Annotated in this window: 26 protein-coding genes; 10 read left to right on the top strand and 16 right to left on the bottom strand. The window is 52.2% G+C overall.

The annotated features are described in order from the left end of the window. Positions 1-5: 5 nt before the first annotated feature. Positions 6-491 carry a translation initiation factor IF-3 gene (infC, locus tag M2298_RS09995; RefSeq protein ID WP_173596520.1) on the bottom strand — a complete coding sequence of 162 codons (486 nt, stop codon included), beginning with the start codon at positions 489-491 and terminating at the stop codon, positions 6-8. 201 nt (positions 492-692) lie between these two features. On the opposite strand from infC, the gene M2298_RS09990 reads away from it, so the two are divergent. The 3 genes from M2298_RS09990 to M2298_RS09980 all read left to right on the top strand — a co-directional run bounded on the left by M2298_RS09990 (position 693) and on the right by M2298_RS09980 (position 3,058). After that, the gene (locus tag M2298_RS09990) at positions 693-1,163 is read left to right on the top strand and encodes a MarR family winged helix-turn-helix transcriptional regulator (RefSeq protein ID WP_173596519.1); all 471 of its coding nucleotides are present in this window, start codon (positions 693-695) and stop codon (positions 1,161-1,163) included. A gap of 48 nt (positions 1,164-1,211) precedes the next feature. Then, the gene (locus M2298_RS09985) at positions 1,212-2,438 is read left to right on the top strand and encodes a multidrug effflux MFS transporter (protein WP_173596518.1); all 1,227 of its coding nucleotides are present in this window, start codon (positions 1,212-1,214) and stop codon (positions 2,436-2,438) included. 194 nt (positions 2,439-2,632) lie between these two features. Then, entirely contained in the window at positions 2,633-3,058 is a 426-nt protein-coding gene (locus tag M2298_RS09980) for a VOC family protein (RefSeq protein ID WP_173596517.1), read from the top strand. 146 nt (positions 3,059-3,204) lie between these two features. Here the strand turns inward: M2298_RS09980 and M2298_RS09975 are convergent, their stop codons facing one another. After that, on the bottom strand, positions 3,205-3,561 hold the full coding sequence (locus M2298_RS09975) for a GIY-YIG nuclease family protein (protein WP_173596516.1): 357 nt from the start codon (positions 3,559-3,561) through the stop codon (positions 3,205-3,207). Between the two features lie 272 nt (positions 3,562-3,833). Between M2298_RS09975 and M2298_RS09970 the strand changes: the two genes are divergently transcribed. The 3 genes from M2298_RS09970 (at position 3,834) to M2298_RS09960 (ending at position 6,751) form a co-directional block, all read left to right on the top strand. Next, positions 3,834-4,313: a DUF6530 family protein gene (locus M2298_RS09970; RefSeq protein WP_122965279.1), complete on the top strand. Its 480-nt coding sequence runs from the start codon at positions 3,834-3,836 to the stop codon at positions 4,311-4,313. Positions 4,314-4,535: 222 nt separating this feature from the next. Next, entirely contained in the window at positions 4,536-5,657 is a 1,122-nt protein-coding gene (locus tag M2298_RS09965) for an AAA family ATPase (RefSeq protein WP_280648503.1), read from the top strand. 74 nt (positions 5,658-5,731) lie between these two features. Then, positions 5,732-6,751, top strand: a complete 1,020-nt coding sequence (locus tag M2298_RS09960; protein ID WP_280648473.1) for a vWA domain-containing protein — start codon at positions 5,732-5,734, stop codon at positions 6,749-6,751. 145 nt (positions 6,752-6,896) lie between these two features. Here the strand turns inward: M2298_RS09960 and hfq are convergent, their stop codons facing one another. The 11 genes from hfq to miaB form a co-directional block, all read right to left on the bottom strand. Continuing rightward, complete coding sequence (hfq, locus tag M2298_RS09955) at positions 6,897-7,136, bottom strand: RNA chaperone Hfq (protein ID WP_063227534.1); 240 nt, start codon at positions 7,134-7,136, stop codon at positions 6,897-6,899. Between the two features lie 29 nt (positions 7,137-7,165). Beyond that, positions 7,166-8,125, bottom strand: coding sequence for a tRNA (adenosine(37)-N6)-dimethylallyltransferase MiaA (miaA, locus tag M2298_RS09950; RefSeq protein WP_122965277.1), 960 nt, complete (start codon positions 8,123-8,125; stop codon positions 7,166-7,168). Then, positions 8,122-8,907 carry a class I SAM-dependent methyltransferase gene (locus M2298_RS09945; protein ID WP_122965276.1) on the bottom strand — a complete coding sequence of 262 codons (786 nt, stop codon included), beginning with the start codon at positions 8,905-8,907 and terminating at the stop codon, positions 8,122-8,124. The genes miaA and M2298_RS09945 overlap by 4 nt, the downstream gene beginning before the upstream one ends. 255 nt (positions 8,908-9,162) lie before the next feature. Beyond that, positions 9,163-9,549, bottom strand: coding sequence for a hypothetical protein (locus M2298_RS09940; RefSeq protein ID WP_280648472.1), 387 nt, complete (start codon positions 9,547-9,549; stop codon positions 9,163-9,165). A gap of 21 nt (positions 9,550-9,570) precedes the next feature. Further along, positions 9,571-9,978 (bottom strand): Kelch repeat-containing protein, encoded by a 408-nt coding sequence (locus tag M2298_RS09935; RefSeq protein ID WP_280648471.1) that lies wholly within the window; start codon positions 9,976-9,978, stop codon positions 9,571-9,573. A gap of 44 nt (positions 9,979-10,022) precedes the next feature. After that, the gene (gene mutL, locus M2298_RS09930; RefSeq protein WP_280648470.1) at positions 10,023-12,164 is read right to left on the bottom strand and encodes a DNA mismatch repair endonuclease MutL; all 2,142 of its coding nucleotides are present in this window, start codon (positions 12,162-12,164) and stop codon (positions 10,023-10,025) included. Positions 12,165-12,188: 24 nt separating this feature from the next. Continuing rightward, complete coding sequence (gene mutS, locus M2298_RS09925; RefSeq protein WP_242771124.1) at positions 12,189-14,762, bottom strand: DNA mismatch repair protein MutS; 2,574 nt, start codon at positions 14,760-14,762, stop codon at positions 12,189-12,191. Between the two features lie 85 nt (positions 14,763-14,847). Continuing rightward, on the bottom strand, positions 14,848-16,134 hold the full coding sequence (locus M2298_RS09920) for a putative amidoligase domain-containing protein (protein ID WP_242771122.1): 1,287 nt from the start codon (positions 16,132-16,134) through the stop codon (positions 14,848-14,850). A gap of 122 nt (positions 16,135-16,256) precedes the next feature. After that, complete coding sequence (gene cotE, locus M2298_RS09915; RefSeq protein WP_063227541.1) at positions 16,257-16,817, bottom strand: outer spore coat protein CotE; 561 nt, start codon at positions 16,815-16,817, stop codon at positions 16,257-16,259. Between the two features lie 135 nt (positions 16,818-16,952). After that, complete coding sequence (locus M2298_RS09910) at positions 16,953-17,396, bottom strand: YlbF/YmcA family competence regulator (RefSeq protein ID WP_063227542.1); 444 nt, start codon at positions 17,394-17,396, stop codon at positions 16,953-16,955. A 3-nt stretch (positions 17,397-17,399) separates the two neighbouring features. Next, a complete protein-coding gene (gene miaB, locus M2298_RS09905) occupies positions 17,400-18,911 on the bottom strand; it encodes a tRNA (N6-isopentenyl adenosine(37)-C2)-methylthiotransferase MiaB (RefSeq protein ID WP_122965271.1) in 1,512 nt (503 codons plus the stop codon). 459 nt (positions 18,912-19,370) lie between these two features. Here miaB and M2298_RS09900 point away from each other — a divergent pair, with 459 nt between their 5' ends. The 4 genes from M2298_RS09900 (at position 19,371) to cbpB (ending at position 23,491) form a co-directional block, all read left to right on the top strand. Beyond that, the gene (locus tag M2298_RS09900; RefSeq protein WP_122965270.1) at positions 19,371-20,597 is read left to right on the top strand and encodes an S-layer homology domain-containing protein; all 1,227 of its coding nucleotides are present in this window, start codon (positions 19,371-19,373) and stop codon (positions 20,595-20,597) included. A 163-nt stretch (positions 20,598-20,760) separates the two neighbouring features. Further along, a complete protein-coding gene (locus M2298_RS09895; RefSeq protein WP_122965269.1) occupies positions 20,761-21,603 on the top strand; it encodes a lipoate--protein ligase family protein in 843 nt (280 codons plus the stop codon). A 54-nt stretch (positions 21,604-21,657) separates the two neighbouring features. After that, on the top strand, positions 21,658-22,797 hold the full coding sequence (locus M2298_RS09890) for an acyltransferase (protein WP_173598860.1): 1,140 nt from the start codon (positions 21,658-21,660) through the stop codon (positions 22,795-22,797). Positions 22,798-23,017: 220 nt separating this feature from the next. Beyond that, positions 23,018-23,491 (top strand): cyclic-di-AMP-binding protein CbpB, encoded by a 474-nt coding sequence (cbpB, locus tag M2298_RS09885; protein WP_122965267.1) that lies wholly within the window; start codon positions 23,018-23,020, stop codon positions 23,489-23,491. Positions 23,492-23,555: 64 nt separating this feature from the next. Here cbpB and M2298_RS09880 read toward each other — a convergent pair whose 3' ends face one another. The 3 genes from M2298_RS09880 to mnmM form a co-directional block, all read right to left on the bottom strand. Beyond that, complete coding sequence (locus tag M2298_RS09880; protein WP_122965266.1) at positions 23,556-23,903, bottom strand: DUF3139 domain-containing protein; 348 nt, start codon at positions 23,901-23,903, stop codon at positions 23,556-23,558. Between the two features lie 128 nt (positions 23,904-24,031). Next, positions 24,032-25,132, bottom strand: a complete 1,101-nt coding sequence (locus tag M2298_RS09875) for a YheC/YheD family endospore coat-associated protein (protein WP_122965265.1) — start codon at positions 25,130-25,132, stop codon at positions 24,032-24,034. A 163-nt stretch (positions 25,133-25,295) separates the two neighbouring features. Next, positions 25,296-25,856: a tRNA 5-(aminomethyl)-2-thiouridylate-methyltransferase MnmM gene (gene mnmM, locus M2298_RS09870; RefSeq protein WP_063227550.1), complete on the bottom strand. Its 561-nt coding sequence runs from the start codon at positions 25,854-25,856 to the stop codon at positions 25,296-25,298. Positions 25,857-25,883 lie beyond the last annotated feature (27 nt).

Here is a 25,883-nt window from a genome sequence, read left to right as displayed (position 1 = left end):
TTTGTTTATTTGGGGAGCAGGATGGCAACAACTTGTTTGCCGCTCACTTGAATCCCTTTATCTTGTTTTCCGCAATGCGCCAGCTCTTTGACCAGCCCCTCGACGAGCTTTTTCGCTTCCTGGCTCTCTTTTTTCTCCAGGCGCACGGTCAATTGCACGGCGTCGCCTGCCGCCAATATTTTTTCGGCTTGTCGCTTTTTCGTCTCGTAATCGTGATCTTCGATAAAAGCGCTCAGGCGCAGCTCTTTTACTTTCATGCCTTTTTCTGCCTTGCGCTGCTTGGCCTTTTCGCGATTGAGCTGTTCTTTATGATTCGTGCGGTTTACGAGTTGGCACGGAGGCGGACTTGTCGCCAGCGAGAGGCACACCAGGTCGACGCCTTGCTCTTTTGCCATTTGCAACGCGACTTTGGTAGCGACAATCCCGAGGTCTTCTCCGTCCACTCCAGTGAGGCTGACTTCTGCCGCTTTTATTTGTTCGTTCACAATCATCTTTGCTCACCCTGTCCTTTCATTTCCAAATAACTTACATTCTACAGCTTGCTGCTCCTCTCCTTCCTTTTGTTCGCAACATTCTTGGTCAACCTCATGACGAGCGCGCTTTGTTTTTGTATAATAGATCAGTATTGACAGTGGATTGAGAATCATTTACATTTACATTCTGTTAGCCAGCTAACAAACGGGGGTACTCTGGTGGAATTTGATTATTCTACTGCTTTGACGCATGCAATGGGCCATGTGATGAAGCTTCACAAGAAGAACGTTGAATACTTGATTCAAAACTATGACGTCTATCCGGGACAGCCCATCCTCCTCATGCGTCTTGCCCACACAGACGGCTTGATTCAGAAAGAGCTGGCCAGACGAATCCAGGTCAAACCGGCTACTCTTACCGTCATGATCAATCGCATGGAAAAATGCGGTCTGGTCGAACGTCGTGCTGACGAACGCGACCAGCGAATCTCGCGGGTTTTTCTCACAGACAAAGGTCGTTTGGCGACAAAAGCTGTCAAGGAAGCACTGCGCGTTCTTGAACTAAAATGCTTTGAAGATTTTACTGATGAAGAAAAAATCGTTCTGCAAGGCATGCTGGATAGAATGCACGGCAACTTGATGACCTTTTATATGGAAAACACCCAAGCATCTGAAGAAGCCAAAGAGTAGCGGGGGCGTTTGCTTTTCATTCCACAACAGAAAGGTTGGAACATCCCTTTGAACCATGTAGCAAAAGAACTGGACTCATCGGCGCTTGCCGAAAACAAGACGCGCCGCCTGTGGATCGCCACCATTTTAGGCTCGCTTTCAGCGTTTGGCCCTTTGTCGCTGGACATGTATTTGCCTGCTTTGCCGCTTCTGGCTGACGATCTTTCCACCAGTACGTCGATGGCGCAGCTCAGTTTGACCGCCTGCCTCATTGGACTGTCTGTCGGTCAGCTTTTCGCGGGACCGATCAGCGACGTACGCGGACGCAGAATGCCACTTTTGATCGGACTTATTTTATACGCCTTGTCTTCTTTTTTGTGCGCGGTTGCTCCTTCGATCTATACGTTCATCTTCCTCCGTTTTGTGCAGGGACTTGCTGGCTCTGCCGGGATCGTCATCGCTCGCGCTACTGTACGCGATTTGTATTCGGGCACAGAGCTGACGAAGTTTTTTGCCCTGCTGATGCTGATTAACGGGATTGCGCCGATTGCCGCGCCTATCGTCGGCGGTCAGCTGCTGGAGTTTACCTCCTGGCACGGCGTGTTTGTCGCACTCGGTCTGATCGGCGCCGTCATGCTGCTCGTCGTCATGCTCGGATTGCCGGAGACGTTGCCTGTCAATCGCCGTTCCAAAGCCGGAATCGGCAATACGCTCGCCACTTTTGGCGGGCTGGTGAAAGATCGGGTTTTCATGGGCTACGCCTTGTCGCAAGGTCTGGTCACGGCCGCGATGTTCGCTTATATCGCCGGATCGCCCTTTGTGTTCCAGAAAATTTTTGGTGTCTCTCCGCAAGGCTTCAGCATGATTTTTGCCATGAATGGGGTAGGAATTATCATCGCCAGCCAAATTACCGGACGACTTGCCGGAAAAGTCAAAGAGACAAAACTGTTTGTCACTGGCATTTTGCTGGCTGGGCTTGGCGGAATCACGCTGCTCGCCATGATCGTGCTTGACGCTGGGCTGGTTGCCGTGCTCGTGCCTTTGTTCTTCGTCGTTTCCAGCGTCGGTATCGTCGGGGCGACAGGCTTCTCGCTCGCCATGCAAAATCAGAGCAAAGCAGCAGGCAGTGCGTCTGCCTTGCAAGGTCTGCTCTCCTTCATCAGCGGCGGTATTGTCGCTCCGCTGGTCGGAATCGGAGGGGAAGGCACTGCTGTGCCGATGGGCATTGTCATGGCGCTTGCCACCATCGGCTCGATTGTCTGCTATCTGTTCATGATTCGTCGAAAAGCCGCGTAACTTTTCAGATGCGGCGTAGACGCAACAAAACGAGGATTCGCGTATGCGGCCTCGTTTTTTTTTTTGACACTATTGCGAACGTATGTTCTTTTGTGGTATCATTTGCTTATGGATGACATTGGAAGCCAGAATACCTGTCTGCTCTCCTGTCGTCAGCCATGCCTAGACCACTATTCCAAGGAGCTGATTCCTCCATGTCTTTGCGTCTGATCCCTTATCTTGTCCTGAACGGAAATGCAAGCGAAGCCATCTCGTTTTACGAAAAAGTGTTGGGTGCGCAAGTGCTTTACAAGCAGACGTTTGGCGAAATGCCGGAAAACCCTGAGTACCCGCTCCCGCCAGAAGCCAAAAATCTTGTGGGTCATGCTACACTGCAAATTGGCGACAGCGAATTGATGTTTTCTGACGCGTTTCCTGGACAACCTTATCAGTTAGGCGATCAAGTGACCATTTGCATTTCGCTGGAGGATAAAGCCGAGGCAGAACGCATTTTCGCAGCGCTTCAAGAGGACGGGCAGGTACATCTGCCTTTGCAGGAAACATTCTTCAGCCCTGCCTACGGCAACGTGCGCGACAAGTTCGGCATCACCTTCCAGATTTTCACTAAAGGCGAACAATAATCATCTAAGACCGTTCTGTTTCTTTGTCTGTAGATCATGACATGCCAGCCGTCAGAGCGAGTCGAAACGCGAGAATAACGTGTTTCGGCTCGCTCTCGTTTGTTTGCAATCCATACAGCTTTGCATTCCCTCCACTAGACCCACGCCTATTTCTTTTTCTCCTGATGATAGCCACGTTCTCCATACGGCTGAAGCTTGTCGAGCCATTTTTGTTCCAGTTTCTCCAGCTCATCCTTTTCATCAAAATATCCGTCTTCCTTCTTTTTCAAAACCTCCAACACTTCCGCAACGAACGCCTCTTCTCCGTACTCATCCCACTCGCTTTGCAGTTGCTTGTTCATATGCGAGCCGAGTTTGAGCGTGAACAGTTTTCCGTTCATCGTTTTAAGATTGCGGGTACTGCAAATCCACACTTTTTGATTAAGGGTGTTTTTGATTTGATACACGCCCGCCTCTGTCTTCGCTTCCTTAAACGTCTGTTTCAGTTCGTCTTTGCGATTCATCTTGGTTTCTCCTCACTTTTCACGAGCTACACCTGACCTGCAGCCTGTAATAGTCTTCCATCCGTTTTTCTGCCTGTATACTTTCCTCAAGCTCCCTCTCTTCCAAAGAGGGGCGCGGATGGCTCGATAAAAAACAAACAAATTAATATTAAGTTTATATAATAATAAACATAAAAACAAAACGTTTGTCAATCCTAACAAAAAAGTGTTGCTTCTCGCGGAAAACTCAGATAGACTTTGCAGTAATTTCGAAAAGGAAAGAGGAAAAGAACATGAAAATCTCCGCTACGTCCGAACACAAGCCTGTCGTGGTATCAGAAAACTACGATCGAGTGGACGGCCGTCATGCCAGAAACACGGATGTCCAAGCGCTCTCGCTCGGCTTGACTCGGGAAAGTGACCATAAAAAAGCCGCTATCACAGCCAAGGTGTGGAAAAGCGCGGGAGAAAACGGGGCAAGTCAACCGGAGGAACTCCCGCTCCATCGCGTTCTTGATCTGTCGCTGCTGCTTTGCCGGTCGTTGGCTCATTTTCACGATGCATACAGATATGAGCATTTTTACGATCCGCAAAAGCCCGTTATCGACAGGATTGCCCTGCAAGGCGATGCGTTGAACGTCGCAATCTGCACAGACAACGAAAGTCTCCATGAAGACATCAAGCAGTTCAGCCAAATTTTAAGCGACGACGGGGAACTGATCGGCGAGCGTCTGCGCTCATTGGCAAAAGTTTTAAGAGACATGGGCTATTAGCTTTGTTTAGCCGCAGTTACCCCTGTTTTCATCGGAAGGCTGGTCAACGGGACATTCGTACCCGGCTAGTCGAAGACACGTTTTCCCTCGAAGAAGCGGTACACGCCGCGAGTGAAGCATGGATGATCGGCGATGCCACTTGCCTGCTCCCGCTTGTCGCTGTTGAAAAAAGGCACAAAGCAGAGCGACACGCAGCATGACGACAATTTGGAGGAACATGGAATGACAGAAAACAGACACGATTATTTATCACCTGATAGACAGTTGACTGATGAAGAAAAAGCACTCGTGTGGAAAAAGCCACCTACCCATCAAGTCAGCGAAGAAGAGCGGCGCATTAGTGACGAAGTCAGGCGCAACTGGCATCGCGGGGAAATGAAGATCGCCAACATTTTGCTGGAGGGCGATGCGGGTTCTGGCAAGACTCAACTGGCAAAAGCTTTATCGGCGAATTTCGGGCTTCCGTACACGAAAGTCACTTGTTTTGCTGATATGGATAAATCAGATATTATTGGAGCTATTTTGCCGGTGATTTCTTCTGAGCGCCTAAACAATTTGCAGCCTGCGCAACAAACCGCCTTAACAGCTCTCTATGAAAACGAAGGATTGGCAAGCGGCACGGAAATTTTGATGAAGGCATTGGGGATTTCCGGGGAGCAAGCCGCCAAAATGATGAAGCAATTAGGGAAGCTTGCCGCGGAAAAGAGCGATGGGGAAGCGATTGAATACCGATTTTACCCTTCTGAAATCGTCAGAGCCTATCAAAAGGGCTATCTTTTGGAAATCCAGGAACCGAACGTGATTCGCGATGCTGCGGTGTTAATGGCGCTAAACTCTGCCCTGGAGCTGGATGGGAGCATCAACCTTCCAACGGAAATCATCCGCAGGCACCCGGACTTCATCGCCGTGATCACGACAAACCGCAGCTATGCCGGAACAAGACCGTTAAACGAGGCACTGCGCGACAGAGTCCAGCATACGGAAAAGATGGATTTGCCGACAAAAGAGGTCATGATCGGGCGCGTCAAGGCCAAAACGGGCTTCCAAGATGAAGAAATGCTGTCTCTCTTAGCGGATGTCATTTTGCTATTGGACAAAACGGCACGAGCCAATGCGATCAAGGGTGTGGCGGGAATGCGTTCGTTCTTTTACTGGGCAGATGCGATTGCCAACGGCATTTCTGCAAAAGCATCGCTTTACCACAAGGTCATCTACAAAATCACGACCGATCCGGAAGAAATTCAGCTTTTGGAAGAAGCACTTGCCCAGCATGAATTGTTTGCCCGTCTGGAGGCAGCCTCTTCTGGTGAGCTAAAAAAAAACGAAACTGGGACGATGCCATAGAAATCAAGACATCCGGGGAGATTGACGACGCTGCTTTTGACACAGACCAGCCACGGGAGCAAACAGGAATCGCCTTGAAAAAATCGGCTGACAGTGACAACAGCTCTTCGCAAGTCTCCGACGATCCTGCTCAAATCGAGCGCTCCACTCCGGGGGAAGACGGCACCCCTCGCTATCATCAGGCAAACCCCGAGTCTGCCTCAGAGGAAGCGAAGCAACAGGAGCGCGATTTCCGCAAAAAGCTGAATCAGGCCGCACGAGAGGTCATTTCCGATTCGATTCATCGAAAAGTGAAGCTCATCGTGCACCGCCCTGACTACGATCAGGAAAACCAGCAGGAGTACGTCCGCCTGAGCAAAGGACTCATGCCCATCGTACAACAGCTTGTCAGAAAGACACTTCCCTATTTAGAGCATGAGGTCACTTCCGACTTTGCGCGGAATCGTTACTACGGCAGCAAATTTCAAGCGGACAGCGTTGCCTACAAAGACTACAAATATTTTGCCAAGAAACGCCCGCCAACGGAATCGCCGTCGCTTGTCGTGGGTCTGCGGGTGGACGAATCCGCGTCGATGTCAGCCTTCGGGAGATTGGAGGCGGCCAAACGGGCGGTCATCGCCGTCTATGAATTTTGTCAGCTTTGCCACATTCCTGTGTTGATCTACGGGGATACGGCGGATGTGTCCCGCTTGGAGCAAATGTCCGTCTTCGCCTATGTCGACCTGGACAAAACGGACGCCACTGACCGCTTCCGGCTGATGCGGATTCAAGCCAGAAGCAACAATCGCGACGGGATGGCACTGCGCATTATGGCGGAACGGCTAGTCGTCTGCCCGCAACAGACCAAATTGTTGATCAGCATCAGCGACGGACAACCGAAAGCGCTGGACGACTATACCGGAAGTCATGCGGTTGCCGATATGCAGCAAACGATCCAGGAATACGAACGAAAAGGAGTCGCCTTCCTTGCAGCGGCCATCGGCCAAGACAAGGAGGTCATTAGTGAAATTTACGGAAAGGAACGCTTTTTGGATATGACAAATTTACACGAGTTTCCTGCAAAGCTGGTTCGAATGATTGCCCGGTATTTGTAACTTGCCTGAAAACTCAGCTGACAAAGGCTTTCCGTGTATAAGCGGGGAGCCTTTGTTTGTGTTGCGCTTTTGCAAAGAAAAGCTTGGCAAAAAGAAAAAACCAGAACCTCTAGGGTCCTGGCTGGTGGGCAGAGCATTTCACGACTTATTGCTGGTTGTTGTCTTGAGACATCAGTGAAACTGGGCGTTGCGGAGTGAAAGTGGAGATCGCATGCTTGTATACTAATTGTTGCTTGCCTTCGCTATCAATCACAATCGTGAAATTATCGAACGCTTTAATATACCCGCGCAATTGAAATCCGTTCACAAGGTAAATGGTAACCGCGATGTTTTCTTTCCGCAAATGATTCAAGAACGTATCTTGAATGTTGATCGTCTGTTTCATGTACACTACCCCCTAAAAGGACTTGTATGTTATATATTCGGCAATTGTTGAAACTTTCCTGCCAATATCTGCTTGATAGTTTCCACTGAGTTCGCTTGACAAGCCGGATCGGTCATGTCAAACCACTGGATTTCCGGCATACGGCGGAACCACGACAGCTGTCGTTTGGCAAAATGGCGCGTCCGCTGCTTGATGTCATTGATCGCCTTTTCCAACGTAATTTCACCGTACAGATAAGGAATCAATTCTTTGTAGCCCAAGCCTTGCATCGACACCAGCGAGGCGTCGTAGCCTTTGTCCAGAAGTCCGCGCACTTCCTCGATCAGCCCCGCTTCGATCATCAGCTCGACGCGACGATTGATCCGTTCATACAACATGGCGCGATCCATCGTGAGTCCGATCATCACCAGTTCGTATGGGGAGTGCTGTGCTCGAAGCTGAAAGTCGGACATTTTGTAGCCCGTACTCTCATAAATCTCCAAAGCGCGAATCACCCGCTTTACATCGTTCGGGTGCAATCGCTCAGCCGTTACAGGATCGACGTCGGCCAGTCTCGCGTGCAGCGCATCCACGCCTTCTGTATCCGCCAAACGCTGCAACCTTTCCCGCAGCTCTGGATCTTGCGTGGCTTGTGAAAATTGAAAACGATGGGTAACCGATTCTATGTAGAGACCCGTACCGCCTACGATAAACGGAAGGCCGCCTCGCCCATTGATCGAGCTGATCAGTTGGGTAGCGCTTTCCTGAAACATCGCGACAGAATATTCTTCGTCCGGATTTTTGATATCGATGAGATGATGCGGCACCAGTGCCAATTCGGCTGGCTCCGCCTTCGCCGTCCCGATGTCCATGCCGCGATACACTTGCATGGAATCCCCGGAAATAATCTCGCCGTTGAACTGCTGGGCCAATTCCAGACTGAGTTGGGTCTTGCCGACGGCTGTCGGTCCAACAATGACGACTAGCTTTTCTCTCTCTTGCAAAGTCACTCCCCTCCACCTGTCTCTTTGTAACTGTACACGACCTGCTGGCCGCGAGAGCGAAATGGCGTGAAACCAAAGCGCTCGTGGATTTTGCCTGTTTTCCCTTCCTTCATCACCACGCGCCTTCTTGCTACGCGAAGTGCTTCTGCAATCGCTTCTTCTGTCAATGGCTGCGGGTTGGCAAACTCCCGTACCCCAGCGATGCCTGCCGAGCTTTCCACCGTCATTTCAAACATCGGATCGAAATAAACGACATCGAAAGAGCGGCTTGGCAATCCCTGCATGACTTCCAAATGGTTCCCGCACCGCACTTCAATGCGACGCATGGCTGTCTCCAGCTGTTCCGAGTCAGATGTCCAGTGCTTGAGCCCGTCTTCGACCATGATGGCCAGCACCCGTTCCGATTCGATACCGACTACTTTCCCGTTAGCTCCTGTCGCATGGGAAAACACAATCGCGTCAGCACCCAATCCAAGCGTAGCATCCAACACTTCATCACCTGGCTGAATTTGGCAAGCAACAAGCATAGTATCAGTATCGCCGCGCAACAGCCGCTTTATACGAAAAGCGGAAGTGTTCGGGTGAAAAAAGAAAGGCTTTTTCCCCGGTACCTCCAGACGCGCTCCTTGCGCTGAAACAACCAGTACCTCGTCGTCGCCATGCCGTTTTCGCAGCTGACTGAGAGAAAGGTCGCCTCGTCTGACTGCCTGTACGCCGAATGTCTGAGCCAAATGTACAGCGTGTCGCAAGGTTTCCTCGGCAGGCTCAAGTCCCGTCGTCACAATCACGTATCTGTTTCCTTTCCGTACGTCTACGCCTCTTCAGGACGGAAACTCTTTTATTGTAAGCAGGATTATTTTGGCGGTCAAATAGAATCTGAGCCAAACTCCCTCTCTTTTCTTATCATATCATGTTTTCCTTCGTCCGTTGCGAGCTTGTGAATTTTTTTACAAAGAATGAATGTACGTAAGCCAAACAGGCCCATAGCGGATTGGGCCTGTTTGGTGGCGATCGCCTTTTCAACGATTGGCGAGCTGGTGATTTTAGTTGTACACGAGGCTGTCCGTAATCGCTTCTTCGTTTTCGTTTCCGGCTTCATCGGCGAAAATGCCTGCTGTGAGTTTGATTCGAATGTTCGATCCTTTCGGCACAGTATCCAGCGTAATGTCGAGGTGCTCCTCCGATACGACAACACGATCCTCTTCGCCAAAAGCCTGGTCAGCTCCCCCATCAATCGAGTAGGAGAGATTTTGCAAAACGTCCTGTCGGTCGACCTGCAAACGGGCAGCTTCGCTGAACAGCAGCCGGATTTGCAACTGTGGCTGGTAGAACAAGGTGGCTTTTTCGCTTTTCGATGTTTGACCTCCTGCGAGCAGCACCCGTCCATCAGGCAAAACCGCTGCGCTCGCTCCTTCTCTCGTCATCGTCATATCGGCTGCCTTGCTCCAGCTTTACGTCTGCGGGTCGTATATTTCCGCGGACTTCAAATAGGCGCGTTTGGACATGCCGCCTGCTACCAATACTCTGCCATCCGCAAGCGCAACGGCAAACGGTTTGAAGCGCTCGATGCTCATCGGCTCGCCAGGCTCCCACGAGTCCGAGTCCGGGTCGTAAATGGTGGTTGTTTTCCATATCTTATCCGGATTGCCGGCAGGATCTCCGCCAACCACAAGGACTCTGCCGTCTGGCAAAATCGCTGCGCCCGGACCATAGCGAACCTCGTCCATCTGGGCAAGACTCGACCATTCATCGTTTTTCACATCGTACCGCTCGCCTGTCGCCACCATTCCGCCGCCAATCACGACTACATCTCCATCCGCCAGGACAGCCGACGCCCCGCCGAATCGGTCGTCGTTCATCGGCGTTCATCCGAGGGGCGGTATTAGCAAAATGCGTGTTCACACTACATGACGCGCTTGAACATTTTCTCCAAATCATAGCCAGTAAAGTGAATTACAATCGGCCTGCCGTGCGGACACGTAAACGGGCTGCTCGTCTCGCGCAGCTGATTCAGCAGGCTCTCCATTTCGGCGTGGGTCAAAAAGCGATTGGCTTTGATCGATGCTTTGCACGACATCATGATCGCAGCCTTTTCCCGCATTTGCACAGGATGGGCCTGCCCTTGCTCTCCCGCCTCCAGTACGAACTGAATCAGCTCTTCGATAACTTCCAGCTCGGCTCCTTCCGGGAACCAATGCGGGTGCGCCCTGACGATGAACGTGCGCCCGCCAAAAGCTTCTACCTCCAAGCCGAACGATTGCAGAAGCGACAGCCGTTTTTCCAGTCTGGCCGCCTCCGCGGTCGTGAACTCGACCGTGTGCGGAAACAGCATCATCTGGCTGGCCACACCTTCTTCTGCCAGCTTGGCCATGAAATACTCGTAGAAGATGCGCTCCTGGGCGGCGTGCTGGTCGATCAAGTACATCCCTTCATCGTTTTGGGCGACGATGTACGTTCCATGGACTTGTCCGACCGGATACATGACCGGAACAGCCGATTGCACGCGCTCCTCCGCTACAGGTGCGGCGTTCTGCTCTGGCTCGCTCGCTTGCTCTGCATCAGGTTGAGCAAGTGGAGCGACCATGCCTTCAAGTGGGGCAGTAGAACCAGTCTTCCCTTCAAGCGAGGCAGAAGGAGCGGCAGAATCACTCGTTCCTTCAAGGAAAGCAGAAGGAGCGGTGGCAACAGATACGGGCGCGACCTTCTCGAACACGCTCCCTGAAGCGGCGGCCTGCTCTTGTCCTGTTTTCTCTGCTTCTGGAGCAGAACTCGCCAGCCCTTGCTCTTGCTCTGCACGCGGATAAGCTTCGGAAGCTTCCTGAACCTTCCTGCTTTGGGCAACCGGCAAAAGCTCGCTTGCCGCTTCTTTTTGCAACGGCAACGGCTGGCTTTGCTCCTGCCGCGCCATCCACTCTTGCAGGCGCGGGCTGGCTTCCACAAGTGAGCGCGTCTGCGTCTCCGCGGCTGGCTTGGCAAACGTCAAGTCAAACTGCGGCTGGACGACTTGCGTGGTGATTTTCGCCTTTTGCGGTGTCTCCATCGGTCGGACGATGCCCAAACCTTGCCGGAGCGTCGTTTTGACGGATTGCTCGATTGCCGTACACAGCTCGTCCTCTTTGCTGAACCGCGCCTCCAGCTTGGCAGGGTGGACATTGACATCGACAAGCGTCGGGTCCATCTCGATTTGCAGCGCGACGATCGGGAAGCGGCCGATCGGCAAAAGCGTGTGATAGCCGCGCATGATCGCGTTGTTGAGCGAATAGCTGCGAACGTAGCGACCGTTGACCAGTGTAGAAAGGTAGGAGCGGTTTGCTCGCGTTACCTCCGTCTTGGACAAAAATCCGTTCCAGCGGAAATCGAGTGTTTCCCCCGAAATCGGAATGAGAAGCTTGGCAATCTGCACACCGTAAATCGCCGCCATGACGTGCAGCAGCTTGCCGTCCCCCGTCGTTTGCAGCAAATTTTTCCCGTTGTGCGTCAAAAGAAAGGAAATCGACGGGTGAGTCAAAGCGAGCCGATTGACGTAATCCGAGATATGCCCAACTTCTGTGGCAATCGACTTCATGTATTTCAACCGGGCAGGTGTATTGAAAAACAGGCTGCGGACACATATTTCCGTCCCTTGCACTGCTGCCGCGTCTGCCACTTCGCTGACTGCGCCGCCTTCGACCAGCAGCCGCGTACCGATCTCGCGGCTCGATCGGTTGCTCGTCAGCTCCATCCGAGACACAGCGGCAATACTCGGCAAAGCTTCGCCGCGAAAGCCGAGTGTGCGAATCCGGAACAAGTCGCGCTGGGTGCTGATCTTGCTCGTCGCATGGCGTTCCAATGCCAGCAAGCAATCGTCCCGATCCATGCCGTGTCCGTTGTCGACAATGCGGATCAGCTCCAGACCGCCTTCCTCCACATGAATCTCAATCGAAGTGGCTTTGGCGTCAATCGCGTTCTCGACCAGCTCTTTGACGACAGATGCCGGACGTTCCACCACTTCACCCGCCGCGATCATATTGGCGAGCTGCTCATCAAGCACTCGAATCGTTCCCATGCGATCCTCCCCTCCCCCCGAAGCTTATTTTTTCTTCAACTGTTGTTTCCACGCGAACAGCTTCATCATCGCATCCATCGGTGTCGTCTGATTCAGGTCGATCTCACGCAAATCGCGCAAAATCTCTTCTTCCTCCGACGACAAAAGCGACACAGGCTCCTCGCGCACAGCGGCAACTGGCGCGGACCAGAGCGACTCTAGCGACATCTGCATGTCGGAAGCAGCCGAACTTGTTGCTTCCAGTCCTGCCAAAATGCTGCGTGCCCGCTCGATGACCCATCCAGGCATTTCCGCCAGCTCCGCCACGTGAATCCCGTAGCTTTTATCTGCCCGGCCTTCTTCGATCTTGTGCAGGAACAACAGCTTGCCGTCTCGCTCCTCGCAGCGGGCGTTCACGTTGACGACGCCTTTCATCGTCTCCGCAAGGCCCGTCAGCTCGTGATAGTGCGTGGAAAACAGCGTCTTGGCACCGATCCGCTGGCAAATGTACTCGATGACCGCCTGTGCCAGCGCCATGCCATCGTACGTAGAAGTCCCGCGACCGATCTCATCGAGCAAGATCAAGCTTTTTGCTGTCGCCTTTTGCAAGGCATGTCTCGTCTCCAGCATCTCGACCATGAACGTACTGTGACCGCCGACGAGGTCGTCAGCCGCTCCGATCCGGGTAAAAATCTGGTCGACAATCGACAGCTTCGCTTCTTTTGCCGGGACGAAACAACCGATTTGCGCCATGACCGTAATGAGGGCGATTTGGCGCATATACGTGCTTTTACCAGCCATGTTCGGTCCCGTGATCAGCAGCACTTGACGCTCTTCCTGGTTCATCCTCACGTCGTTCGCCACGTACTTCTCCCGCTCCAATACGGCTTCCACAACGGGATGGCGGCCGTCCACGATCACGTATTCCCCGTCATCGACAAGCTGCGGGCGCACGAATCCGCGCTCGTCACTGACCGTAGCGAAAGCCTGGAGAACGTCTACAGAGGCAATCCGTTCGGCAAGGCTTTGCAATCTCGGAATGTGCTTGGCGATTTCGCTGCGGACGGCGGCAAACAGCTGGTACTCCAGCTCAATCATTTTTTCCTCTGCTTCGAGAATGAGCGCTTCCCGCTCTTTCAACTCGGGGGTGATGTAGCGCTCTGCGTTGGCGAGTGTTTGCTTGCGCTCGTAACGGCCCGCTGGCACGTTGGCAATGTTGGACTTGGACACCTCGATGTAATAGCCGAACACTTTGTTGAATCCGACTTTCAGCGAGCGAATCCCTGTCGCTTCCCGTTCGCTTTGCTCCAATTGGGCAATCCACGTTTTTCCGTCGCGGCTCGCCGAGTGCAGCTTGTCCAAATATTCATCGTAGCCTGTGCGAATCATTCCGCCTTCCCGCACGGAGATCGGCGGATCGTCGACGAGCGCCGACTGCAAAAAGCTGACGAGGTCTGCGCACTCATCCATGCCGCGGGAAAGCTCCTGCAACACGGGCGCTTTTGTCTGCTCCAAGTACGCTTTCAGCTCAGGAACTGCCGTGAGCGACAATCGCAGCTGAATCAGGTCGCGGGCATTGGCGTTCCCATAGGAAATCCGCCCAGCCAGCCGCTCCAGATCGTACACGCTGTCCAGGCAAGTCCGCAAATCGGAGCGCAGCAACAGATCGGCTTTCAGCGCCTCTACCGCTTCCAGTCTGGCATCCAGTTCCGCGCGTCCGAGCAGCGGCCGCTCGATCCATCTGCGCAAAAGCCGTCCGCCCATCGCGGTTTGCGTCCGGTCCAACAGCCACAAGAGAGAACCTTTTTTCGTCTTGTCGCGGATCGTTTCGGTCAGCTCCAGATTTCTTCGGGAAAAGCCGTCCATTTGCAAATATTGCTTGCTGTCGTAGCGCTTCAAGAGCCGCATGTGCGCGAGACTGCGCTTCTGCGTCGTGCCGATGTAGTAGAGCAGCGCGTTGACGGCCGAGCGCATGGAGACATCCAGCTCTTTCCCTGTTTCGGGATACTGGTTGTCCACCGCAAAAGCATCCAGCTGGTGACTCTCTACAACCGTCGTCGGCAAAGCTGTCTTGGGCAAAGCTTCGACACCGCAGAACACCAGTTCTTTCGGACGGTATTGCAGAGCCTCATCCAGAGCCGACTCCATCTGGCCGAGCACGGATGTGACGTACATTTCTCCTGTACTCATGTCGCATGCGGCAATTCCGACGCGGCCGTCCAGCGCTGCCAAGGCAGCCATGTAGTTGTTTTCCTTGTCGGTAAGCCATTTGCCCTCCATCATCGTGCCGGGCGTAATGACACGGGTCACTTCGCGGCGAACGACCCCTTTGGCTTCTTTCGGGTCTTCCACCTGTTCGCATACCGCTACCTTGTGACCTTTTTTCAACAGTTCCGCTATGTACCCATCCGCAGAATGATGCGGCACGCCACACATCGGAATCCGTTCATCGCCACCACCCTCGCGTCCGGTGAGCGTAATTTCCAGCTCGCGGGACGCGAGAATAGCATCGTCAAAAAACAGTTCGTAAAAGTCGCCTAAGCGAAAAAATAAGAAAGTATCCGGATAGTCTTTTTTGATAGCCAGATACTGCTGAATCATCGGGGTATATTGCGCCATTTTTTTCTTCTCCTAGCCTTCCAATCTCGACGCTATTATACCATGTTCCTCCCATGATGTTGATGCTCGATTCGCGGCAAAAAATTCACAGAAGATTCCAGGCACTTCTCAGGTCGAAATCGCAAAGCCATGTCTCGCCTCGCAGCAGCAAGTCAAAATATTGCTCTAAGTGTATTCGCGAAAGCGCGTAGCCAGGCAACTCTCGCAATTCTTCGCGGATTTGCTTGACGTACGGCTCCAACGTTTCTTGGTCGCCGCGATAGTAAGCCTTGACCAGCGGCAACTGCAAATGCGGGGTCGCTTTCAGCTCGGCATGGCTCATCATGACCAGTTTGGCCAGATGCAAAACTCCACGCGCGACGACCGGGTGCACCAGCCAGCTTGGCAGCGTCCGGTATTCGAAGCCGTACGACTTTTCCCGCACATCGCCCAAAAAGCCGTAGCGATGCCTGCGCTCGATGCAACCCGGATCTTCAATCAGCACGAGCGGCAACGCCAAGTACGCATCGAGCTTGCGCCGCAAAGAAAACGTAGGCGTCATCCCGCCGAAGTGAATGTGTCCGCCAATCGGATAGCCGGAAAAAGGCATCCCGCCCGCCAGCCACTCCACATCCTTGTGCGGGATTTTTTTCCCTGCGAGCCGCAACGCTTCGTAAATATGCAGAAACAGCTCGTCAGGGTCTTCCGTTGGGGCCGGACGCAATTCGGCTACAGGATGCTGATGCAGAGCCAAATCTTCCCGGTAGCGGGTCGTGTCGCACCCAACCGTCCCGTTGATTTTCAAAAAATCAGAGGCGAGCGCCATCTCGCCTGTCGCCCGGCGCAAGGAAAACTCCGGGTCCGCTCCCATTTTGTTCAGCTCTTGCGGCTGCCTGCTCATGCGCTCCCGCCACCACTCTCGCGCACGCTGCATGTAAGCATCTGCCTTTTGCGCAGGCCAATCCGGTTCCACGCGAACGACCTTCGCCCGATGAGAAGACGCTGCCATGACGGTCACTTGCCCCGCTTCGGCACCGACCGCATACAAGCTGCGCACGGCCAGCGCTTTTACGACTTGCACCTCCGGATCGGAAGAGGGAAACGGAACTGGCTCAAAGTCCGGCTCTTCCAGGCGATAAAGCAGCCATTGCGGGTGTTCCAGGCTCCGCGCGACATCGAGCACCAGGTCCTGGTACAGGCAAAGCTTGTAGGTCCGCCATCCAGGCGGTGTCGTGCGCCCGGACGCCACAGGCAGACCACTCGTTTTCAACAGCCAACGCCCGATCTCGGGACGGTGCAAAAAGGCGACAGCCTCTTTGGCGTTTGCCGTCATTGGCTGCGAAACAGCGCTCTCCTGCAGTCCCTCCCATGCCCTTCCTCGCGTGCGTACCATGCTTTCCACTCTCCCATGCTGTATTCTTCGTTATCATATGATCGCGCCCAGAGAAGAGTGAGAGCCTAGCCTATACCGCTTTTTCCCGATAAAAAAAGAAAAAGAGGAGATATCTCTCCTCTTTAGTCAAGCTCATCGAGCATGCTGGCTGAATCAAAGTCGTCGAATTCATCACTGTTTTCTTCATAGTCGCCAATCAGCGTGAAGTCCTTGTCATCGCAGTTATTGCATACCACTACGCAGACTTTGGTTTCTCCAATGATTTCAACGGCAAATTCGCTTTCAACCCTGACTGTGATGGTACCTCCAGCACTCAACTCGGCTTTTACGCACTTCGGCTGTTCCACGGCGCGAGCGACAATTTCCAGATCGCCTCTGCAGTTTTTGTCGAAGAACGTAAGCGGAACGAGTACGGAGAACTTGACAGTTTCCCGCTTGACTTCGGTTTGCGTGTTATTGGCAAACGAGAACCACAGGTTGACGTCATACGTACCAGATACTTCAACCGCGTCTCCGACTTTCTCTGCCTGGAAGTTCGTGTTTATAATCCAGCATCCGAGGATCGTCGAAGGAGTTTGCGACGGTATGATGGTGTGGGTGGTAGTAGAGAATTTATGGCCTTTACCGCAGACAGCTTTCGCGATGAGTTCCCGGCACTGTAGATCTTTGTCTGTACCCGACATTTCGTTACCTCCTCCATACAACGTTTCTGTACATTTGTATGCAGGGCATTCGGCTAGGGTGCAAACACCCACCTGAAATTGGGTGCCTCGTTTGGGAACTCACGCGTAGCAACGTTTTGCGCGTTGGATGCTACCTTACGAGCAGCAACCGCCACTATGTTTCTTTTCCGGTCCGCCGCCAGTTTCGCCTGTCAGCGGATTTCCGCCTGTATCCAAAATAATACGCTCGGAAACGGTGTTCGTGATGACATTCGTCACCATTTGCAACAGATCGTTCACATCGACCTGCGATTGCTTAAATTCGGTGACGAGCGGAATCGCATCCAGCTCTTCTTGCAGCTGGTTGTATTCGGCTTCTACCTTTTCCACCAGTTCCTTTTTATTGATCGATTCGAACATGACCATCTGCTTTTGTTTTTGCTTCAGCTTGTCGATCAAGTCCTGCACGCGTTCATTGTGCTTGATTTGCAGCTCGGCACGCTTGAAGAAATCGACTTCATTCGTGCGGGAGATCATGGCAGCCAGTTCGCGCGCTTTGTCCAAAATTTCTTTTTGTGTGTACAGGTTTGTTTGTTCCATCTTCTACACCTCGACTTTGGTTACGAGTTCGCCATGAAGCGTCCACGTTTTCGCATCTGTAATTTTGACATGCACATATTGACCAATCAAAGACTTGTCTGCCGTGAAGTGCACGAGCTTGTTCGTGCGCGTGCGGCCAGCCAATACGTTCGGGTTGTTTTTCGACTCGCCTTCTACCAGCACTTCCAGCACCTGATCCTGCAGCTTTTTGTTCTCTTCCAGGCCGATCCGGGCCAGCACTTCGTTCAGACGGTAGAGGCGCGCTTTTTTCACTTCCATCGGCACGTTGTCTTCCATGACAGCAGCCGGAGTGCCCTCGCGCGGGGAATAGATGAAGGTATAGGCAAATTCATACCGGACTTCTTCGACCATCGAGATCGTCTCTTCAAACTGCTCGTCGGTCTCGCCCGGGAAGCCTACAATAATATCTGAAGAAAGGGATACATTCGGAATCGCAGCCTTGATTTTGCGTACAAGCTCCAAATAGTGCTCCCGCGTGTATTTGCGAGCCATGCGCTTCAAAATCTCCGACGAACCGGATTGGACTGGCAAATGAATTTGCTCCACCAAGTTTCCGCCTTTTGCCAACACTTCAATCAGGTGATCGTCAAAATCGCGGGGATGGCTCGTCGTGAAGCGAATGCGCGGAATGTCGATTTTGCGAATCTCGTCCAAAAGATCGCCGAAGCCATACTCGATGTCTTCAAAGTCTTTTCCGTAGGCGTTGACGTTTTGGCCGAGCAGCATAATTTCCTTGAAGCCTTGGCGGGCGAGGTCACGGACTTCCGCGATGACGTCTTCCGGACGGCGGCTCCGCTCTTTTCCTCGCGTATACGGCACGATGCAGTACGTACAGAACTTGTCACAGCCGTACATGATGTTGACCCATGCCTTGGTGTTTCCTTCCCGCTGCTTCGGCATGTTTTCGACGATGTCGCCTTCCTTGGACCATACCTCGATCACCATTTCCTTGCTGAACATGGCATCGCGCATCAGCTGCGGCAAGCGGTGAATATTATGCGTCCCAAAGATCAAATCGACTTGCTGGTAGCTTTTCAAGATTTTGTTGACGACCTTCTCTTCCTGGGACATACAGCCGCAAACGCCGAGAATCAGGTTCGGATTGTTATGCTTGAGCCGTTTCATATGTCCCAGCTCGCCAAACACTTTATCCTCCGCATTTTCGCGGATCGCACAGGTATTGAACAAGATGACATCCGCCGCTTCCACATCGTCTGTGGAAGTGTAGCCCATCTGCTGCAAAATGCCGGAGATCGTCTCGGAGTCATGCTCGTTCATCTGACAGCCGTATGTGCGAACGTGATAACGCTTTCCTTTTCCGATTCCTTGCATGTCTTCCGGGATCGCGAAATCGTAAAGCACCTGGATTTCTTCTTTTCCCCGCTTTTTCGCATCTTTCAAGGACGGGGGCTGAAAGTATTTCGCAAAGTCCGCCGTTGTTTTCGGTGACTTGGCGGATTTTAAGTCCGGAGTCGCCACTTTCGATTCCGTCATCATGTATCACCTCAGCTAGTATTTTCTTTATAAGTAACCAATAAAGAATTATAGCATTTTGGTGCATACAAAAGCCAATGCATAATGAGGCAAAATATGTACGAAACGAACGGAATCGTTTCGAAAAGGACGCTTTTCAACAGCAGCTTTTCGATGATTAAACATGCAAGTTTGCCGGGCATTCGCTATTCGCGAAACGAAAAGCTGCTCACTGTATAAAAGCCAAGATGGTGCAAGCTGCCTTCTGCCTATTCGACAGTAATGACCCAGCCTTTTTGCCTGACGATTCCCTGACCTTTTCCCTAAGAAGCTTCCCCGCGCTCCTGCCGTTTCCGCGGACGGCCTCCGTCTTTTTTCCTAATTTTCCCGAATTGACTTTGTCCCTTGCAACATTCCCCGCCCAGACGTCGTCGAAGAAGGCAGCTACCAAAAAACACGAGCAAAATTGAGGAGGTCAGCATGAAACGAGCATTCGCCTTACTTCTGTCGGTGTTGATGTTCCTGACTGCCATCCCTTTTGTCGGTGCCGCTTCGACTTCATTCTCGGACGTTCCCCGCAGTCACTGGGCGTACAAGGAAATCACCGAAATGGCAGCAAAAGGGATCATCAAAGGATATGACGACCGGACTTTCCGTCCCAACAATCAGGTAACCCGCGCAGAGTTTGCCAAAATCATGATTGCGGCAGCTGATGTCAACATCCAGAAAAACTCCGTCAGTCCAACGTTTAAAGATGTTCCCCGTTCCCACTGGGCGTTTTATTACGTCGAGTACGCAAAGCCTTACTTGACTGGCTACAAATCCGGTTCCACCTACACGTACAAACCGGATCAATCCGCCGTCCGCGAAGATATTGCGGTGGCTCTCGTTCGACTGCTTGGCTATGACAAAAAATACAAGGCGGACCTGGATCAGTTGAAGAACTTCCGGGATCAAAACGAAATTTCTTCCGCCCTGCGTCCGTATATCGCCATCGCCCTGCAAACTGATTTGATGAAAGGCTACAACAGCTACTTCCGCCCGCAAGACCCGATCACTCGCGCAGAAGCTGCTTCCTTGCTGTACCGGGCCATCCTGGACCGCGACGACGAAACAAAAGTCGTCTTCCCGAACCCGGAACCGCCAAAGCCTGAACCGATCAACATCAGCGACTCTTTTTCCAGCACAGATTTGAAAAACTGGGATACGAAAAAGGCTACCGGAAGCTGGGGCGTCATCAGCAAGCAAGCTACGGCTGTTTCCGACGATGACGACGTCGACCACTACTTCCTGCCGCTCAGCTGGAATGAATCCGCCAAACCGGAAAATTACGAGCTGAGCATCGATGTAAACGTATCGGGTACGAATGGATTGGCCGGACTTTTCTTCAACGGAAAAGACGGAAAAGCCAATGTCGTGTTCGTCCAAAAAGATCGCGTCGTTCTCGGCAAAGTGTCAGACGCCAACAAAGACGACATCGATGTCATCGCATCCGGTTCCTACAAGTTGAAATCGTCCAACCGCCTGAAGGTAGCTGTCAAAGGCAACACGGTTTCGATTTATGCGAACGATCAGTATTTGTTCGGACAGCAACAAATCAAGCAAGAAGGAACACAGCTTGGTCTGTACATGCAAGAGGATGCGGCAGAAGAAGCTCCTCGCAAAATGACTTACCTGGACAATTTCCAACTGAAAGAAGTGAAGTAACCACCATACACCCGACATGCGCCTCTCTGCTTGTCGGGTGTTGTTTTTCTCAGGCTTGTCTGCAAGCTTTTCCCATCCAGAAAAAAGGGGGGCGAAAACCTAGAAATGTACACGGTTCAGTTGTATAATGATAGCTATTCTTGTCCTGTGAGGAGCCTTTTTCATGTCATTTTCTGTCAATCAGCCTTTCCACTGGATGGATTCAGGAATTTATCAAGGGCAACCGCTTGAACCGTTGTATCGCGACGAGGCTTTGGCGGCTGGTATGCAACGGGAATCTGCTGTACCGATCATCCACCTTTGGGTATACGATCAGGCTTTGTATCTGGGGCGCAGAGACGCCAGACTCCCCCATCTGGAGCAAGCTCTGCACCAGTTCGGTCAGGATGGCTTCGGCTGTGTGCTGCGATCTTCCGGCGGCGCCTGTGTACCGCTGGATGCTGGTGTGCTCAACATCGCCTGGCTCTTGCCCGATACGGCAATCTCCATCGATGCTTTCTTTGCTTTTGTAGCCGACATGCTTCAAGTTGGGCTGCGCGACTACGGCGAGCTGGAATTTGGCGAGGTCGTCGGATCTTACTGTGCCGGAGAGTACGATTTTTCCTTGCACGGGAAAAAAATCGGGGGAATGGCGCAGCGCCGTACCCGCTACGGATCGATTTTGCAGATTTGCATTAATATAGAGGAAAGACCGCGCGGGGAATGGATGGAGCGTTTTTATGCGCTGGCCGGACTGGATGAGATGGAAGCGCACAAGCCGATTCCTGGCATCGTTGGCTCGACGGTAGGCAGCATTGCCGGACTGACCGGGAAGCCGACTACTGTCGACGATGTAAAAGCGCGTTTGTTCGCTGCGATTCGTTCCCAGTGGCCTGTCATCTCTGTTCCTTTTTCCGTAGAGGAGTCGTTGCTGGCCGAATCAGAGCATCATCTGTCCCAGCGCTTGCAGCTTTTCTCCTTTACCGCAAAAGAACTGGCTATACCCCAATGGCGTTTGCCTAAATAAGCTTTTCCATCTGGAAAATCAGGTGGTGTAGCCGGTGAGACTTTGGGAGGATTTATGAATAGCGATCGAAAGGGGACGTTTCAGGATCTGAATGCCCTTTTTGTTTTTGGAGCACTCTCTGTACTTGCGATTCACATTCTCGGTTTTTTTGTGGAAAACCAGCAAGACTATCCTTGGAATGGCGAAATCGAAACCGTTCTGCTCATTTTGTTGCGCTTCGGGCGCTCTCTGTTTATTTTTGCGACGGGCATGCTGCTGTTTTACTGGTATCAGCAACGGGAGATGAACTGGGCTGTCTTCTGGAAAAAGCGTTTTCGGGTCATCATTGTGCCGTACGTGATCTGGACGGCGATCTTCACCTGTTTCAAGCTCCAGACGGTTGATCCGAGCGTGTTGGCTGTTCCGTTTTTGGACAGCCTTTTTACCGGCAGCGCCTTTTACCATCTGTACTACATCCCGCTTTACTTGCAGCTGTGTCTGCTGTTTTGCCTGATCAAGCCATGGTTTGAGCGATTTTTGCGCTTTCGCACGCTCGTTGTGCTTTTTGTTGGACAAATCGGCTTGTACGGGATTTACAACTACTTGTTCATCCACCCGCTCTGGGAAATCGACTGGGCAGCTTCACCGCTTTTGACTTTTTTCCAGCATACGTATGTGGCTGGACAAAACTACGTGCATATGTACATCTTCACGTTCGCCCTCGGTGCGTACGCTGGCCTGAACCTGGAAAAATGGCGAGCCTGGACATGGCGTTTGCAAGTGCCTGCCTGTATCGTCACGCTGATCACCGCGCTCTGGATTGCAAACGATTTCGTGAGCGGCTCGAAGTCGTATTACGAGAGCCTGAACATCTTCAAGCCGCTCTATTTGCTCTATACGACAAGCTTTCTGATCAGCTTCTACTCGCTTTCCCGCTATCTCGGAAAGCTGCCCAAGTTCGGGCAATGGCTATCGGACATGGCCCGGCAAAACATGGCGATCTATCTCGTCCATCCGCTGATCTTGTTTTTGCTTGAGAGCTATGTCATTTTCCGGCTGGATTGGTCCACGCCCTGGATTATGCTGGCGATGTTCGTCGTGACGCCGCCGCTCTGTATTTTCCTGTACGAGCATACCCTCGTCTCGCACTGGATGCGGGGAAAAGGCAAGGCGACATCCAAGCCGCTTTACAAGACGGAAGTTTACAAAGCATAGCGCCCCGCGTTTGCTTTCCTCCAAACTCCTAATGTAATCAAAGGCTCCTTCTTGCATACTAGAATCAGGGACAATTGTTCCACACCTCGATTCTTTGCCTGGCAAACTGCCGGGCTTTTTTTGTGTAGATCTACCGCTGGCACCGCACTTACGGTATCATAGAAGAGGATCACTGGCAGCGCATTGGCTGCCGTAGACGACAGAAAAGGTGGTCGATCTGATGAATCAGGAAATTCCATTGTTACATACTCCCATTAAAGAGCTTATTATCGCTTCCACTAAGGTCGCTCATGTGCAATTGGGGAACTCACTTGAGCACGCCCTGCTCGTCCTCATCAAATCCGGTTACTCGGCTGTTCCGGTACTGGATCACCAATACCGTTTGCACGGTTTGATCAGCACGAACATGATTATCAACAAATCGCTTGGACTCGAACGCTTCGAGCTTGAAAAAATCTCCGAGCATACCGTCGATGATGTCATGGACACGAAAGTGCCGCGTCTGAATGATACGGATGAATTTTTAAAGGCTTTGGAAGTCTCGATTAATCACCCGTTTGTCTGTATTGAAGACAAGGAGCATTACTTCCAAGGAATTTTAACGCGCAAATCGATTTTGGCTCTGGTTTATCGCCATTTCCGCAACTTGCCGTACCCATTGGCCGAACAGCAGTCGGCACAAGAGAAAGCTTGACGTTGCATGCAAAAAGACGGGGGCCAGCGCCGCCGTCCTTTTCGTTCTCCATCAGCTTTTCCCGTCATTCCTGTTTGCGGTGATCGTGCTTCAGGTCCTTCTCTTCCCATCCCCGCTTTTTCCCTTCGTCTGTGAGCACATAACCGTACTGCATCACATCGTTGTGAGCGAAATAGATGTAGGTCACTTCCGGCTCGTCCGCAAAGACGACTTCCGCTAAAAAGCTCGGCAGCTTCTTGCTCCATACCCCTGTTACCGACTTGATCTGCTCTGGCTTGTAATGCGCTTCCTCTACCAAATATGTTTTCACGCGCTCGGCGTAGGCGTACTTGTTGTATTCGACATAAACAAAAGGCGTCAGCACGAGCAAGAGCACAACGACCAGCACAATCCACCACACGTAGCGTTTCATTCACAGCTTCTCGCTTTCTCTTTTTCCCAAGATTATACATAGCTGCTCTCTTTCGTCAATACGTGTCTTGCTTTTCCCGCCAAAATGAAAAAGCAGACGTTGCTCTCGCAATGGTCTGCTTTCCAGCGTCAACCGTGCAGCCGCAAGTATTGGGCCGCATGTTTTTTTCTGAGCTTTTGCTCCTCGATCAATGTCAATGCATACTCCATCGGATGACGATACGTCTGCTTGAACATCGCTTTTTCCCCTGCTTTGAAAAAGGAATAGCGCTGATCGCGCACATTGACCTCGATCAAATACGGATTGCCTTTCTCGTCGATCCCCATGTCCATGCCAAGGTCGGCCAGAGAAGGAAAATGACGCCCGTACTGTTTCGCGATCGCTACTGCCGCGTCATTGATTCGCTGGACCGTCTGCGCTTGTTGTTCAGGCGTGAACAGGGTCGACACAGCCTCCGAAAAAGGAACCGCTCTTCCGCCCCGTGAAAGGTTGCTCAGCTTGTTTTTGCTGTTGGCCACTTTGGCAACCATACCGCTCACTGTCCAGTCCCGCTCCCTGTTTTTTTGCACCGATACACGGATGTCAAACGTTTTTCCTCCGTAACGCGCCAGCGGAATCCCGCGCTGGATGAGAAAGCGCTTGTTGCCGACCCAACGGCGGACAGCCGCCAACAGTTCGGGGCGTGACATCACTTTGCGTTTTTTCGAAGCGATAAAGTGGTAGTCGCTGCCGTGTCGCTCGATTCTGGCTACTCCGATGCCGACAGAGCCAATCGACGGCTTGACGTAGACAACTTGGTATTTATCGAGAAACTGGCGAAGCTGTTCTCCTGAATAGGGAACCGTGTTAGGCAAGTATGGACGAATCTGCTCATTTTTCCAAAGCATCTGGTGGACCTTGCGCTTGTCGCGGACAACGAGGCCGTTAAAGACCGTCTTTTTCCTGCTCAGTCTGGAGATGACGGCACGGGCCTTTTGATCCCCTGTCAGGACGCGATTATGGATCACTTTCGGTATATGGACCAATCGGGAAACGAGTCTGTGTCCGTTCCAAAAATAGCCCTGCACCCGTTCATCGCCTGCAAGGACATGCCTGGGGTGAAAAAAGACAGGCTCCAATCCGAGCTCTTTGCCGATTTCTACATAGTACGGCAGACGCTCGTAAGACTTGTCTCCTTTGATCCCTTTCTGCATAATGCCCCAATCCAACATAATGCCGATTCTGTTCACAAAAGATCCCCCTTGCTCCATTCCTCACCATAAGGTATGTGTGAAAAACGGCAGGGGCGTGCCTATTTTGCGAACAGCAAGCCTATTCCAGCTCCAGACAAATTTCTCGTACCCGTTCCGTAATCTGTCGGAATATGCGCTTGCCCGGGAAAGGGAAATGAACTCATTGCCCCCGGCGTTCGATCGCCAGCAAAAAGGGAGCCTGGTTTTGCTGGTTGACGTACTGGTATTTCAGCACGAGAAACTCAAGCTGGCTGAGTTCCTGGCAAAAAGACTCGACGGCTTCCTTCTCGACTTCGCCTGCTGTGTGGCCCCAGTAGATCATGACGGTCATGACTCCCCCTGGTCGAAGCACTTGCAGACCAGACTGGATCGCTCGAATCGTGCTCGTCGCTTGCGTCGTAATTTCTTTGTCGCCGCCTGGCAAATAGCCGAGATTGAACATGATCGCACCTGCTTGCCCGTCCAGTCGGTCGATCTCCTCGTGACTGGCAAGCTTCAGCTCGACGCGCTCTGCCAAGCCTTCGCGCTCCAATCGCTCTTTCGTTTTGGCAATCGCCTGTGGCTGAATATCAAAAGCGATAACTTTCCCGGTCTCCTGGACGAGCTGCGCCAGAAACATGGTGTCATTTCCGTTGCCCATCGTGGCGTCAATCACCGTTTCTCCCGGTTGTACTCGCTCGCGAATCAGTTTTCGTGCTACCTCTAATACATTTGGAAACACTGCCCTCTCTCCTCTCTTTGTGTCGCA

This window comes from Brevibacillus sp. 1238, assembly GCF_029892995.1.
GTDB classification, from domain to species: domain Bacteria; phylum Bacillota; class Bacilli; order Brevibacillales; family Brevibacillaceae; genus Brevibacillus; species Brevibacillus parabrevis.
This window is presented reverse-complemented; position numbering and strand designations above follow the sequence as displayed.

Coding starts and splice junctions, on each gene's coding strand:
- mutS (WP_242771124.1), bottom strand. CDS start 14,762: ATGGCGCAATATACCCCGATGATTCAGCAGTATCTGGCTATCAAAAAA.
- miaB (WP_122965271.1), bottom strand. CDS start 18,911: ATGACGGAATCGAAAGTGGCGACTCCGGACTTAAAATCCGCCAAGTCA.
- M2298_RS09920 (WP_242771122.1), bottom strand. CDS start 16,134: ATGGTACGCACGCGAGGAAGGGCATGGGAGGGACTGCAGGAGAGCGCT.
- cotE (WP_063227541.1), bottom strand. CDS start 16,817: ATGTCGGGTACAGACAAAGATCTACAGTGCCGGGAACTCATCGCGAAA.
- M2298_RS09970 (WP_122965279.1), top strand. CDS start 3,834: ATGAAAATCTCCGCTACGTCCGAACACAAGCCTGTCGTGGTATCAGAA.
- M2298_RS09965 (WP_280648503.1), top strand. CDS start 4,536: ATGACAGAAAACAGACACGATTATTTATCACCTGATAGACAGTTGACT.
- M2298_RS09890 (WP_173598860.1), top strand. CDS start 21,658: ATGAATAGCGATCGAAAGGGGACGTTTCAGGATCTGAATGCCCTTTTT.
- M2298_RS09910 (WP_063227542.1), bottom strand. CDS start 17,396: ATGGAACAAACAAACCTGTACACACAAAAAGAAATTTTGGACAAAGCG.
- hfq (WP_063227534.1), bottom strand. CDS start 7,136: ATGAAACAGACGATCAACATTCAAGATACGTTCTTGAATCATTTGCGG.
- M2298_RS09880 (WP_122965266.1), bottom strand. CDS start 23,903: ATGAAACGCTACGTGTGGTGGATTGTGCTGGTCGTTGTGCTCTTGCTC.
- M2298_RS09900 (WP_122965270.1), top strand. CDS start 19,371: ATGAAACGAGCATTCGCCTTACTTCTGTCGGTGTTGATGTTCCTGACT.
- mutL (WP_280648470.1), bottom strand. CDS start 12,164: ATGGGAACGATTCGAGTGCTTGATGAGCAGCTCGCCAATATGATCGCG.
- cbpB (WP_122965267.1), top strand. CDS start 23,018: ATGAATCAGGAAATTCCATTGTTACATACTCCCATTAAAGAGCTTATT.
- M2298_RS09935 (WP_280648471.1), bottom strand. CDS start 9,978: ATGAACGACGACCGATTCGGCGGGGCGTCGGCTGTCCTGGCGGATGGA.
- M2298_RS09895 (WP_122965269.1), top strand. CDS start 20,761: ATGTCATTTTCTGTCAATCAGCCTTTCCACTGGATGGATTCAGGAATT.
- M2298_RS09940 (WP_280648472.1), bottom strand. CDS start 9,549: ATGACGATGACGAGAGAAGGAGCGAGCGCAGCGGTTTTGCCTGATGGA.
- M2298_RS09980 (WP_173596517.1), top strand. CDS start 2,633: ATGTCTTTGCGTCTGATCCCTTATCTTGTCCTGAACGGAAATGCAAGC.
- infC (WP_173596520.1), bottom strand. CDS start 491: ATGATTGTGAACGAACAAATAAAAGCGGCAGAAGTCAGCCTCACTGGA.
- M2298_RS09975 (WP_173596516.1), bottom strand. CDS start 3,561: ATGAATCGCAAAGACGAACTGAAACAGACGTTTAAGGAAGCGAAGACA.